This window comes from Kitasatospora sp. NPDC054939, assembly GCF_053610105.1.
Genome location: NZ_JBSGXP010000004.1, coordinates 25,957 through 39,495, shown reverse-complemented (window position 1 = coordinate 39,495; position 13,539 = coordinate 25,957). Strand labels below are relative to the sequence as shown.

Genomic DNA, 13,539 nt, shown 5'->3' with positions numbered 1-13,539 from the left:
TCTCGTTTCAGGTCGTCGGTCGGTGCAGCGGGGCGAAGCCGTAGGCCTCTTCCAGCGCCTGCCGGGGGGTGGTGGGCAGGAAGTGGCGCATGGTGTCGAACTCGCGCGCCCGGCTGCGCCGCTTGTCCTCCGGGAAGCGGGGGCGCTGTTCGAGCCAGTTGGCGACGGTGAGCGCCGCCAGGTCGGCGTACTGGGCGGCGGTGACGCCGACCTGCCCGCCGGTGCGGGTCTCCAGCAGGAACGGCGCGCCCTCGAAGGCGGCGTCGAAGATGCTGCTGCGGGTGACGGTCCCGAAGAGGTGGACGAGCGTCTCGGCCTCCTCCCCGATGAGCTCGCGCACCGCGGGCCGCAGTTCGGTGGGCACCGCGCCGGTGGGGAAGATCTCGGTGCCGTAGGCGGAGTGGAACAGCCCGGCGTCGCACAGCGCGGGGCCGGAGCCCCAGGCGCGCAGCAGGTCGTGGACGCCCTCCAGGTGGGCCAGCAGGTCGGCGTCGGAGTGCGCGAGGCCGTCGGCGCCGTGCCGGCGGAGGAAGGCGGTCTTCGCCTCGAAGGTCGCGGTGGCGGTCACGGCGGGCCTCACGCCGCGGTGCGGCTGGAGAGCGAGCCGGTCATCGCGACGAGCACCTTGCGCGGGCCCTCGAAGCTCTTGCGCCCGTGCGAGAGCGTCAGGTTGTCGATCATCAGCAGGTCGCCGGGCTGCCAGGGGAAGGCGAGGGTGTGCGCGTCGTACGCGGCGCGGACGGCGGCCAGGTCGGCGTCCGGGATCGGGCTGCCGTCGCCGTAGTAGGCGTTGCGCGGCAGGTCCTCCTCCGCCATCAGCTCCAGCAGCGCGAGCCGGGTCGCCTCGTTCAGGTTGGAGACGTGGAAGAGGTGGGCCTGGTTCATCCACAGCACCTGGCCGGTGCGCGGGTGGGTGGTGACGGCCTGGCAGGTCTCGGTGGTGCGCAGCGAGCTGCCGCCCTCCAGCCACTCCACGGTGATGTCGCGCTCGGCGCAGAACCGCTCGATGGCCGCGCGGTCCATCCCGGGGAAGGTGTCCTGCCAGGACACGCCCAGTCCGGTGCGGTAGTTGCGGACGTAGCGCACGCCGTGCCGCTCGAAGCGCTCGCGCACCTCGGCGGGGATCGCCCGGTAGACGGCGTGGCTGTCGGCGAGCGGGGTCTCGCCGCCCGCGGTCGCGGCGATCGCCGACCAGAACCAGAGCCGCTCGGGCCAGGTGCTGGTGTACGCCATCTCGTTGTGCTGCGGGATGACCTCGCCGGCCGGGTACTCGGTGGAGGTGTAGACGTCGCCGACCTTGGTGCGCGGCGTGGAGCGGTAGGTGTACTCGTTGAGCTCCTCGCCGAAGACCCGGACGAAGCGGGAGAACACCGTCTCGTCCGGCACGTCGAAGCCGCGCAGCAGGCAGGCGCCGGCCGAGGTGACCCGCGCGTCCAGCAGGTCGCGGTGCCGCTCGGCCCAGGCGACCGGGTCGAGGCCGGGCTCGGCCGCCTCGAACAGGGCCACCCGGTCGTGCGCGGGGAAGACCAGGGATTCCTTCACGTTGTCGCTCATGCCGTCGGTCCGTTCTGTGGGTGTGGTCGGATCGGGGGCCGCTCCGGGCCGGGTGTCGGGCCCGGCCCGGGGCGGCGGTGCCCCGGTGCCCGGGGCCGCGCGGGCTCAGGCGCCGGCGTCGGCCTCGGCGGCCATCGCGCGCAGGGCGTCCTCGGTGAGGGCGGCGAGCCGGGCGATGCTCTCCCGGTCGTTGAGGTTGCGGCTGTAGCGGAAGCCGAGCCGCAGCGCACCGTCGAACAGCCGGCCGTCCACCATCAGGCGGTGCATCCGCTCCAGCCGCGGCATCGGCCAGGCGTCCTCGATCGGGGCGCCGAGCAGCGGCGACTCGTCGGTGAAGCTGCCGATCTCGCCCCAGTTGTTGACCAGGATGTGCGGCTTGCCGAGCGGGGCGAGCGCCTGCGCGACCTCCGGCCGGGCGCCGAGGTAGCGCAGCAGGCCGAAGCCGAGGCCGTTGCGGGGCACGGCCCGCAGCTGTTCGGCGACCGAGTCGAGCAGCGCCCGCGCCCCGGGGGCCGCGGGCAGGTCGAGCAACCGCGGCGAGGTCATCGAGAAGCGGCCGATGGCGCGCGACAGGTCGAGGTCGTCGCCGCCGAGTTCGCGGCCCCGGGAGACCAGGTCGACGATCACCGAGCGCTGGCCGGACCACTCGGCGAAGCCCTTCAGCACGGCCGCCAGCAGCAGGTCGTTGAGGGTCAGCCCGTACGCGCGGCGGATCAGCCGGCGCAGCGCCGCGGTGTCCTCGCCGCTCAGTGCGACCAGCACCGCGTCCTCGGAGGACATGCAGTCCGTACCGCCCCGGTGGTCCAGCGGCCACTGCGGGACCGGCCGCCGGGCCAGCTCCGTCCAGTACGCGGCGTCCGCGTCCAGTTCGGCGGAGCGGGCCAGGGTGTCCAGGTTGCGCGCCCACTGGGCGAAGGTCGAGGTGAGCGGCGGCAGTTGCGGTTCGCGGCCGTCGGCGAGCGCCAGGTAGGCGGTCTGCAGGTCCTCGACCAGGACGCTCCAGGAGCTGTTGTCCATCAGCTGGTGGTGGACGATCGCGATGAACCGGTCGGGCCGGTCGCCGCCGAAGCGCACCAGGCCGAAGTGGACCAGCGGCCCGTGCTCGAAGTCCAGCTTGCGGTGCAGCGCGCCGTCCAGCCGGCGGAACGCCGCCTCCTGGTCGTCCGGGTCGAGCGCCGAGAGGTCGACCGCGGTGAACAGCGGCTGCTCGAAGCGCTCGTGGACCTTCACCCGGTACGCGCCCTGCTCCCGCGGGAAGGTGATCCGCAGCGCGTCGTGGTGCGCGACCACGGCCTGCACCGCCCGCTCCAGCAGCTCCGGGTCGAGGTGCCGGAGCGTCTCGAACATGAAGATGTGGGTGTAGAGCGGCTTGTCGGCGAAGTCCCGCTCCTGGAAAGCCCGGTGCGAGGGCACCTGCGGTACCGCGCCGCCCTCGTCGACCCGGGCGCCGTCCCCGACGAGCTCGGTGGCGACGGCGGCCAGACCGGCGATCGTCGGGTTGGCGATGAACTGCGCCGGGGTGATCGCGATACCGGCCTTGCGGGCCCGGTCCACCACCCGGATCGCGTGCAGCGAATCACCGCCCAGCTCGAAGAAGTCGTCGTGGGTGCCGACCTTCCGCAGCCTCAGCACGTCCTTCCAGATGGCGACGAGTTCCACCACCCGGTCCAGGTAGTCGGGGTCGTCGGAGCCGGCGCGGGGCGCCTCGGCCCGCCGTTCGGTCCGGGTCTGCACAGGTGTCGCCTCCATTGCGAGCAGTGCGGCGCGGTCGACCTTGCCGTTGGGCAGGCGCGGCAGGGCGCCGACCGTCACGAGGGTGGGGAGCATGTAGTCGGGCAGCTTCTCCTTGAGGGCGGCGCGCAGCCCCGCCGCCGTGACACCGCTGCCGGGGTGGAGCGCCGCGAAGGCGGCCAGCCGACGTTCGTCCGCGCCGTCCTCGACGCAGAGCACGGCGCACTCGCGCACCCCGTCCAGCGCCGACAGCACCGCGGCCACCTCGTCGGGCTCCACCCGGTGCCCGCGGATCTTCGCCTGGTCGCCGATCCGGCCGAGGAACTCGATCCGGCCGCTCGGCAGGAAGCGCCCCCGGTCGCCGGTGCGGTACAGCCGGCTGCCCGCCGGTCCGTACGGGTCCGGGACGAAGCGCTCGGCGGTGAGCGCCGGATCGCCCAGGTAGCCGCGGGCCAGGCCCGGGCCGCCGACCACGAGTTCGCCGGGGTGGCCGGGCGGCACCCGGCGCAGCTGCCCGTCCACCACGTGGATCCGGGTGCCGGGGACGGGCCGGCCGAGCGGGACGACCGCGCCGCGGCCCTCGCGTCCGGCGCCCACCGGGGCGAGCGCCACGATGCCGGTGGTCTCGGTCTGGCCGTACATGTTGACCAGCCGCGGCGCGTCGCCCGGGGCGCCGCGCAGGGCCTCCGGCAGGTCGGCCGGCAGCGGCTCGCTGGCGGTGAGCAGCACCGCGGGACGCCACTTCCCGCGGGCCAGCGCCGGCTGGACCACCCGCAGGTACGAGGGGACGAGGTCCAGGACGTCCACGCCGTGGCCGGCCGCGTACGCCAGCAGTTCCTCCGGGGCGGCCAGCTGCCCGCGGGTCGCCACGACCACCCGGCCGCCGAGCGCCAGCGGCACGGCCAGTTGGCGCACCGAGGACGAGAAGGCGAACGAGGCGGTGTGCAGGAACACCGGCCGCTCGGGCAGCTCCAGCGCCCGCGGCAGCGCCCGGACGTAGGCGTCCAGGCCGCGGTGGGTCAGCACCACGCCCTTCGGCCGGCCCGCGGTGCCGGAGGTGAAGACCACGTAGGCGGGCCGGTCCGGCGGGAGGGCGACCGGGCCGGGCCCGGCGGCGGCGGGCGCCCCGGCCTCCGCGTCCTCCAGCACCAGCACCGGCTGCGGCCCGGCGGGCACCGAAGGGGCCAGCGCGCGGGAGGTCAGCAGCAGGGCGGGCCGGGCGTCCGCGACCACCGCGGCCAGCCGCTCCGCCGGGTAGTCGGGGTCCAGCGGCAGGTACCCGGCCCCGGAGGCCAGCACCGCCAGGACGGCCACCACCAGGTCCGTTCCGCGCTCCAGGTGCACCGCGACCAGCGACTCGGCGCCGGCGCCGCGGGCCCGGAGCACCCCGGCCAGCGCGTCCGCCCGGGCGGCCAGCTCCCCGTACCCGAGGGTGCGGGTGCCGCAGGTCACCGCGGGGGCCGCGGGGTCGCGCCGGGCGTGGGTCCGGAAGCGCTCCAGGAAGGTGCGGTCGTCGCCGTCCGCCGGGAGGTCGGCGCCGGCCGGCGCGTCCGGTTCGGCACCGGCCAGCGCGTCCAGTTCGGCGGCCTCGGCGGGCAGCAGCACCTCCACGTCGAAGACCCGCTGCGCCGGGTCGGCGACCAGGCGTGCGAGGAGGGCCTCGAAGCGGTCCATCAGCCGGGCGACGGTCGGCGCGTCGAACAGGTCGGTGCTGTACTCGGCGTGCCCCTGGAGGCCCTGCTCGGTCTCCCAGAGGTCGACGACGAGGTCGAAGCGGGCCGAGACCTGCTCGCTCTCGATCTCGGTGAGGGTCAGCCCCGCACCGGGGTCGGGCAGCCCGCCCGGCATGTTCTGCAGGGCGAAGCGCACCTGGAACAGCGGCGAGTGGCTGAGGCTGCGCCGCGGGGCGACCGCGTCGACGACCATGTCGAAGGGGACGTCCTGGTGGGCGAAGGCGCCGTTCGTGCTCTCCCGGACCCGGCCGAGCAGCTCGCCGAAGGTCGGGTCGCCCGCCAGGTCGACGCGCAGCGCCAGGGTGTTGGCGAAGAACCCGACGACGGGCTCCAGTTCGGTGAGCGTCCGGTTGGCGACCGGCGTGCCGACGGTGATGTCGCGCTGCCCACTGGAGCGGGCCAGCAGGACGTCGAAGCCGGCCAGCAGCGCCGTGAACAGCGAGACGCCCTCGCGACGGGCCAGCGCCGCGACCGCGTCGGACAGCCCGCGCGACCACTGCACCTCGTGCCGGGCGCCGCGGAAGCTCTGCACGGCCGGCCGCGGCCGGTCGGTGGGCAGCTCCAGGGTCGCCGCACCGGTCAGCTGCCGCTTCCAGTAGCCGAGTTGCTCGTCCAGGGTCGGCCCGTCCAGCCAGGAGCGCTGCCAGAGCGTGTAGTCGACGTAGGTGTGCGCGAGCGGTGCCAGCGGCGAGGGCAGGTCGGCCGCGAACGCCCGGTACAGGGCCATGAGTTCGTCCAGCAGGATGGCGACCGACCAGCCGTCGGAGACGCTGTGGTGCAGGGTCACCAGCGCGGCGTGCGCCTCGGGCGCCAGCCGGACCAGCCGGCCGCGCAGCAGCGGGCCGCGGGCCAGGTCGAACGGCCGGGCGGCCTCGTCCTGGACGAGCGCGTCCAGCCGGGCGGCGGCGTCCGCCGACCCCGCGAGGTCGATCTCCTCGAACGGCGCCTCGCCGACCGGCCGGAACTCCTGCACCGGCTCGCCGTCCTGCGACGGGAAGTGCGCCCGCAGCCCCTCGTGCCGCTCCCACAGCGCGGCGAACGCCGCCCGGAACGCGGCCGGGCGGAACGCGCCGTCGAAGCGCAGCGCGATCGGCACGTTGTAGAAGGCACTGCCCTCGGCCAGCCGGTCGAGGAACCAGAGCCGCCCCTGCGCGTACGACAGCGGGATCGGCCCGGTGCGCTCGGCCACGGTGATCCCCGGACGCGGAGCCCGGCCGCCGAGCGCCTCGATCCGCTCCGCCAGGTCGGCCAGGGACTGCGCCTCCAGGAACACCGACAGCGGCAGGTCGATGTCCAGGGCCTTCCGCAGCCGGGCCATCGCCTGCACGCCGAGCAGCGAATGCCCGCCCAGCGCGAGGAAGTTGGCGTCCCGGGAGATCTCGGACAGGCCGAGGACGTCGGCCCAGACGGCGGCGATGGCCCGCTCCAGCGGGGTCACGGGCAGGTCGGCGGCCACGGCGGCGGTACCGGCCTCGGGCTTCGGCAGCGCCTTGCGGTCGACCTTGCCGCTCGGCGCGAGCGGCAGCGCCTCCAGCGCCACGAAGTGGTCCGGCACCATGTACTCGGGCAGGTCGGCCCGGAGCGCCGCGCGCAGCTCCTCCTCCGCGGGGGCGGCGCCCGCGGTGCCCGCGGTGGTGTACGCGGTGAGCCGGCGCTCGCCGGGGGTGTCCTCGCGGAGCAGCACCACGGCCGCGCGGACCGCCGGGAGGCGGGTCAGCGCGGCCTCGATCTCCTCCAGCTCGACCCGGTAGCCGCGCACCTTGACCTGGCTGTCGACCCGGCCCAGGCACTCCAGTTCGCCGTCCGGACGCATCCGGACCAGGTCGCCGGTGCGGTACAGGCGCCCGCCGGGCTCGGGGGCGAACGGGTCCGGGACGAAGCGCTCGGCGGTGAGGTCGGGACGGTTCCAGTAGCCGCGGGCCACGCCCGCGCCGCCGATGTACAGCTCGCCGACCGCGCCGCGGGCCACCGGCGCCAGGTGCTCGTCCAGCACGTAGAGGCGGGTGTTGGCGATCGGCCGGCCGATCGGCACGGTGCCGGACAGGTCGGTGCCCTCGCCCACCTCGTGGACGCAGCAGCCCACCACGGCCTCGGTCGGCCCGTACTCGTTGACCACCCGCAGGCCGGGGGCGCGCTCGCGCCAGGCCGCGACGGTGGAGCCGTGCAGCGACTCGCCGCCGACCACCAGGCAGCCGTCCGCCCGGATCCGCGCCGGCGGCACCGCCTTGTCGAGCGCCTCCAGGTGCGCGGGCGTCAGCTTGACCAGGCCGAAGTCGAGGTCGCGGCCGAGGGTCGCGGCCAGCATGTCCAGCTCCCGGCCCTCCGGCACCAGCACCACCGGGCGGCCGGCCAGCAGCGGGCAGAAGAGCGTGGTCACCGACAGGTCGAAGCGCAGCGGCGAGACCAGCGGCGCGCCGCCGCCCTCGGCCGCCCGGTAGGCACCGGTGCTCCAGGCCAGGTAGTTGGTGAGGCCGCGGTGGGTGACCACGACGCCCTTGGGGCGGCCGGTCGAGCCCGAGGTGTAGATGATGTACGCGGCACCCTCCGGGTGGGGGCGGGACGCCTGCACGTCCTCGCCGGCGGCGTCCTCCTCCCCGGTCAGGGCGTCCTCGACGGCGAGCACCGGGGCCCCGCCGGACGGCAGCCCCGCGGCGTGCCCGCGGTCGGTGAGCACGATCCGCACGTCGGCGTCGCCCAGCATGTAGGCGATCCGCTCGGCCGGGTCGCCGGTGTCCAGCGGCACGTAGGCGCCGCCCGCCTTCAGCACCGCCAGCACCGCGACCACCAGCTCGACACCGCGCGGCAGCAGCAGGGCGACCCGGGTCTCCGGGCCGACACCCCCGCGGCGCAGGCGGCGGGCCAACCGGTCGGCGAGGCCGTCCAGTTCGGCGAAGGTGAGGGTCCGCCCGCCGGAGACCAGCGCGGTCGCGCCGGGGGTGCGGGCCGCCTGCTCCGCGAACAGCTCGTGGGCCCGCCGGTCGCCGCAGAGCGGGTCCTCGGTACGGTTGGCGTCGACCACCAGCTCGCGCAGCTCCTGTGCGGAGAGCAGCGGGGCGCGCCCGATCCGGGTGTCCGGGTCCTGCGCGAGGGCGGTCAGCAGGATGCCGAGGTGCTCGCCGATCCGGGCCACCGTCGCCGCGTCGAAGAGGTCGGTCGCGTACTCGAACACGCCCTGCAGGACGTCGTCGGCGCCGGGCCAGACCTCCAGGCTCAGGTCGTACTTGGCGGTCGCGGTGTGGTGCTCCACCGCGGTGACCCGCAGACCGCCCCGCTCCAGCTCCAGCGCCGGGTCCTCGACCAGCGCGAACAGCACCTGGGCGAGCGGCGCGTGGCTCAGGTCGCGGGAGGGGTCGACGGCCTCCACCACCCGGTCGAACGGCACCTCGCTGTGCGCCAGGCCCTCCTGCGCCAGGTCGCGGGCGTGGCCGACCAGCTCGCGGAAGGTCGGGGCGCCGGAGGTGTCCACCCGCAGCGCCAGCGAGTTGGCGAAGAAGCCGACCACGGACTCCAGTTCGACGCGCGGCCGGTTCGCCACCGGCGTCACCAGCGCGACCTCGTGGTGCGAGGAGTAGCGCGACAGCAGCGCCGCGAATCCGGCCAGCAGCACCATGAACGGCGTCGCCCGCTCCTCGGCGGCCAGCTCCTTCACCCGCGGCCAGACGGCGGCGGGCAGCGCGAACCGGTGGCGGGCGCCGCGGAAGCTCTGCACGGCCGGCCGCGGCCGGTCGAAGGGCAGCTCGATCACCGGAACGGCGCCGTCCAGCGCCGCGCGCCAGTACGCCAGGCCCGCGTCGAGCTGCGCCGCCCGCTCCGGCCGGGCCTCCCAGGCGGCGTAGTCGGCGTACTGCAGCGGCTGCGGCGGGAGCACCGCCGCGGCACCGTCCGTACCGGCCACGCCGGCCGCGTACAGCGCGAGCAGTTCGTCGATCACGATGCTCATCGACCAGCCGTCGCAGACGCTGTGGTGGACGACCAGCAGCAGCACGTGGTCCTCGGGGCCGCAGCGCAGCAGCCGGGTGCGCAGCAGCGGCCCGTGCTCCAGCGAGAACGGCCGGGAGGCCTCGGCGACCAGGGCCTCCTGCAGCGCGGCGGCGCCGCCCGGGACGTCCACCGGCGCGAGGTCGAGCCCCACCGCGGGCAGGATCCGCTGCACCGGGCCGTCCCCGACCGTCGGCAGGCAGGTGCGCAGCGCCTCGTGCCGGCCGGTGACCTCGCCCAGCGCGCGCTCCAGCGCCCCGGCCCGCAGCGGGCCCTCCAGGCGCAGCGCCACCGGGACGTTGTAGACCGAGCCGCCGGGGCTGAGCTGGTCCATGAACCACAGGCGCCGCTGGGCGGCGGAGACGGCCGGGTCCCCGGTGCGCGGCACCGGGACGACGGCGTCGGAGGCGGCGGCGCGCCGCCCGGCCATCCGGCGGGCGAGCAGCGCCCGCTTGGCGTCGGACATCGAGTCCACCCGGTCGCGGGCGGAACGCGGCGCGGCGTCGGGCGCGGCGGCGCCGGTGTCCGGGGCGGCGGGGGCGGTGGCGTCCGCGCGGCCGGGGGTCATCGTCCGGGTCCCTGGACGGGCGGACAGTCCTGCGCCATGTGTTCCACCAGGCTCAGCGGACGCATGTCGGTCCAGGTGGCGCTGATGTACTCCAGGCAGGAGGTGCGGTCGGCCGCACCGTGGCACACCGTCCATCCCGCCGGGACGTCCGCGAACTCGGGCCAGATCGAGTACTGGCCCTCGCCGTTCACGACGACGTGGAAACTGCCATGGGGGTTGTCCAGCTGATTCGACATCGCGTCTCACTTCGCCTGAGGTTGGTGGGAGGTCCGGCGCCCGGGCCGGCCGTGGTGGGGCCCGCTGCGGGCCGCGGGGTAGGCGGTCAGTCCCAGGCCCAGTTGTCGGGCTCCTCGGGGATGCCGCCGGCGACCGGACGGACCTGACAGGCGCTCGTACATCGGTTCATCTCTACCTCGTGGGGACGGTGCGGCCCGGGCGCGCACATGCGGAAGTACGGCAGGACGGAACTGCGGAGGTACGGAACTGCGAAGGTGCGAAAGTGCGGAGGTGCGACAGTGCGGAGGTGCGGAGGTGCGGAACTGCTCGGCTCCGGGGAAGAGGAGGGAGCGTGCCGCCCGCGGGCCCGGATCGGGGCGGGGGCTCAGCTCACCCGTTCGATCCTGAGGCCTCGGCTTGGCGGGGGCCAGGCGTTTCGATGGCATCTGGAGGCCATGTCCTGCAAAGGCCATGCGGCTTCCGGCATCATCTGACGGACAGACAAACTCCGTGCCCGTCCGAGGAGTCCATGTGCTTGCCAGGGCCTCTCAATCGACATCGGGGACGATAGACGGCTTGGCGGCCCAGACGCCGAGCTGCAGATCGCCCTCGCAGGACAGCAGCCGCCAGCCGGTGAACCGCTCGCCGCGCAGCCAGGAGCGCCAGGCCTCACCCGCCAGCTCCTCGGCCGCCAGCAGGTCCGCCGCCGTCACGAAGGTCATGGCGACCAGGTGCGGGGGCACCGAGACCAGACTGACGTGCGCGATCCCGCACCGGGGGTCGCTGCGGATCCGCTCCGCCGCTTCGCCCCAGGGGCGGCACCCCGCGGAGCCGTCACCGGTCCTCGGCTGCAGAACGACCTTGATGGCGTACACACGGGCACTGTAGGCGGCCGCTCCGAACCGCACCCCGTACCGCCCTGGCCGCCAGCGGACATGTCCCCGAGCGGCCATCCGACCCGTCCCGGCCCCCTTCCCCGGCCTCCGAGGACATCTGTTGACTAGCCCATGCGACGAAGCAATGATCAGGTATGCGACAAGGCGTGCCGGCTTGGGGGAAACGAAATGCTGGAAAGTGTTGGCCTCGCCCAACGTGATCACGACGTCTACCGCGCCCTCCTCCTGCACCCGGGCTGGGACGTCCGGGACATCGAGGCGCACCTCGGACTGACCGGCGAGGAGGTCTGCACGGCCCTCGACCGGCTCTCCGAGCTCTCCCTCCTGCACGCCCCGACCGACGTGCCGGGCTTCGTCCCGGCCAGCCCCGAGGTCGGGCTCCGGCCGCTGCTCCAGCGGATCGAGGCCGAACTCGACGAGCGCCGCGCCCGGCTCTCCCGCGACCGCGCGGTCCTGGCCAACCTCGCCTCCGAGTACGCCTCGCTGCGCGTCCAGGCCGGCACCGAGGGCGTGGAGCGGCTCGACAGCGTCGACTCCGTGCGCTCCCGGCTCCAGGAGCTGTCCCAGCGCGCGGCCTTCGAGGTCCGCGCCTTCATGCCGGGCGGCGCCCTGAGCGCCACGGCCCTGGAGTACTCCCGTCCGCTGGACGAGCAGAGCCTGCGCCGCGGAGTCCGGATGCAGACCGTCTACCTCGACAGCGTGCGCAAGGACCAGCGGACGGTGGCCTACGCGAGCTGGTTCAGCGAACACGGCGGCCAGACCAGGACCGCCCCCTCGCTCCCGATGCGGCTGATCATCTGCGACCGCTCGGTCGCGGTGCTGCCGGTGAACGAGGACAGCAGCCGCGAGGGCGCCCTGGTGATCCACCTGACCAGCGTCGTCTCGGCCCTCAACGACCTGTTCTGCCTGGTCTGGGAGCGGGCCACCCCGCTCGGCGAGTCCGTCGCACCGGACGCCGGGGGCCCCAGCGAGCGCGACCTCGCGCTGCTCAAGATGCTGGAGGAGGGCCTCACCGACGAGTGCATCGGCCGCAAGCTGGGCGTCTCGATCCGCACCGTCCGCCGGCTGATGGCCGACCTCCTCAAGCGGCTCAACTCGCAGAGCCGCTTCCAGGCCGGGGTGGAGGCCGCCCGCCTGGGCTGGATCTGACCGCCCCCGGGGCCCGCCCCGCGGGACGCACGACGGAGGGACGCCGCACGCACGGCCGGGGGGCGGGCGCGTGCGGCCGGAGGCGCATACGACCGAGGGGCGGCCGTCCGGCACCGTCCGGTGCCGGGCGAACCGCCCCTCGTGAGCCGTGCTCGGACCCGCGGATCAGACCGCCGGGGCCGGGTACGTCGGGTACTCGACGCCCGAGACGTGCTGGACGACCCGGATGACCTGGCAGGAGTAGCCGAACTCGTTGTCGTACCACAGGTAGAGGATCGCGTTGTCGCCCTCGACCTTGAGCGCGCCGGCGTCGACGATCGAGGCGTGGCGCGAGCCGATGAAGTCGCTGGAGACCGCGTCGGGCGCCGTGGTGAAGTCGATCTGGCGCTTCAGCGGCGAGGTCAGCGAGATGTCGCGGAGGTAGTCGAGGACGTCCTCGCGGCTGGTCTCGGAGGCCAGCTGCAGGTTCAGGATGGCGATCGAGACGTCCGGCACGGGGACGCGGATCGAGCTGCCGGTGATCTTCGCCTTGAGCTCGGGCAGCGCCTTCGCGACGGCCGAGGCGGCACCGGTCTCGGTGATCACCATGTTCAGCGGTGCCGAACGGCCGCGGCGGTCCGCCTTGTGGTAGTTGTCCAGCAGGTTCTGGTCGTTCGTGAACGAGTGGACCGTCTCGACGTGACCGCGCAGCACACCGTACTTGTCGTCCATCGCCTTCAGCGGCGGCACGATCGCGTTGGTGGTGCAGGAGGCGCAGGAGATGATCTGCTCGTCCGGCTTCACGGTGTCGTGGTTGACGCCGTGCACGATGTTCGGGACGTCGCCCTTGCCCGGGGCGGTCAGCACGACCTTGGCGACACCGGGGCGCAGGTGCTTGGACAGGCCCTCGCGGTCGCGCCACTTGCCGGTGTTGTCGATCAGGATCGCGTCGTCGATGCCGTACGCGGTGTAGTCGACCTCGGACGGGTCGTTCGCGTAGATCACCTTGATCGCGTTGCCGTTGGCGACGATCGTGCTGGTCGCCTCGTCGACGGTGATCGTGCCCTGGAACTGGCCGTGGATGGAGTCGCGGCGCAGCAGCGAGGCGCGCTTCACGATGTCCTGCTCGCCGCCCTGGCGGACCACGATGGCGCGCAGCCGCAGGCCGCCCGCCTTCTCGACCAGCAGGCGCGCGACCAGGCGGCCGATCCGGCCGAAGCCGTACAGCACGACGTCGCGCGGCTCGCGGCGCTCCAGCTTGTTCGCCCCGGTGGCGCCGACGACGGCCTCCGCGGTGAAGTCCTCGACCGACAGGCCGCGGCTGTCCGCGCGGTAGGTCGCGGCGAGCATGCCGATGTCGATCTGGGAAGGACCGAGGTCCAGCCCGGTGAGAGCCTGCAGGAAGGGCAGCGTCTCGGTGACCGAGAGCTCCTCGCCGGCTATCTGGCGGGCGAACCGGTGGGTCTTGAGGATGCTGACCACCGACTTGTTCACCAGGGAGCGGCTGTGCAGCAGGACGGTGACGTCCCTCTCCCGGTGCAGTCGGCCGATGATCGGAATCATCGACTCCGCGATCTCCTCGCGGTTCTTCCAGTTCGTGAACACGTCGTCGTTGACAGTCACAGATCCATCTTTCGAGCTAGGCGATTGCTGCCATGCTAGCTTCGCGCCGCCCCGGCCGGTCGGGCGGGCCCGCCTGAGCAGCGAGTTTCCCGTCACACCCCCGGCCGCCCCC

General features: G+C 74.2%; 7 protein-coding genes. 1 reads left to right on the top strand and 6 read right to left on the bottom strand.

Annotated elements, in window-relative coordinates; translation table 11 throughout:
• Positions 1 to 7: 7 nt before the first annotated feature.
• From ACWGB8_RS02430 to ACWGB8_RS02410, 5 genes are all read right to left on the bottom strand, one after another.
• Positions 8 to 568 carry a DUF6817 domain-containing protein gene (locus ACWGB8_RS02430; RefSeq protein ID WP_452209435.1) on the bottom strand — a complete coding sequence of 187 codons (561 nt, stop codon included), beginning with the start codon at positions 566 to 568 and terminating at the stop codon, positions 8 to 10.
• Between the two features lie 8 nt (positions 569 to 576).
• Positions 577 to 1,554 (bottom strand): TauD/TfdA family dioxygenase, encoded by a 978-nt coding sequence (locus ACWGB8_RS02425; RefSeq protein ID WP_452209433.1) that lies wholly within the window; start codon positions 1,552 to 1,554, stop codon positions 577 to 579.
• A 105-nt stretch (positions 1,555 to 1,659) separates the two neighbouring features.
• Positions 1,660 to 9,564, bottom strand: coding sequence for an amino acid adenylation domain-containing protein (locus ACWGB8_RS02420; protein WP_452209431.1), 7,905 nt, complete (start codon positions 9,562 to 9,564; stop codon positions 1,660 to 1,662).
• Positions 9,561 to 9,800 (bottom strand): MbtH family protein, encoded by a 240-nt coding sequence (locus tag ACWGB8_RS02415; protein ID WP_452209429.1) that lies wholly within the window; start codon positions 9,798 to 9,800, stop codon positions 9,561 to 9,563. Before ACWGB8_RS02415 ends, ACWGB8_RS02420 begins: the two co-directional genes overlap by 4 nt.
• A gap of 528 nt (positions 9,801 to 10,328) precedes the next feature.
• Entirely contained in the window at positions 10,329 to 10,655 is a 327-nt protein-coding gene (locus tag ACWGB8_RS02410; RefSeq protein WP_452209427.1) for a hypothetical protein, read from the bottom strand.
• A gap of 189 nt (positions 10,656 to 10,844) precedes the next feature.
• Here ACWGB8_RS02410 and ACWGB8_RS02405 point away from each other — a divergent pair, with 189 nt between their 5' ends.
• A complete protein-coding gene (locus ACWGB8_RS02405; RefSeq protein ID WP_452209425.1) occupies positions 10,845 to 11,825 on the top strand; it encodes a LuxR C-terminal-related transcriptional regulator in 981 nt (326 codons plus the stop codon).
• 165 nt (positions 11,826 to 11,990) lie between these two features.
• Here the strand turns inward: ACWGB8_RS02405 and ACWGB8_RS02400 are convergent, their stop codons facing one another.
• Positions 11,991 to 13,427: a glyceraldehyde-3-phosphate dehydrogenase gene (locus ACWGB8_RS02400; protein ID WP_452209423.1), complete on the bottom strand. Its 1,437-nt coding sequence runs from the start codon at positions 13,425 to 13,427 to the stop codon at positions 11,991 to 11,993.
• Positions 13,428 to 13,539 lie beyond the last annotated feature (112 nt).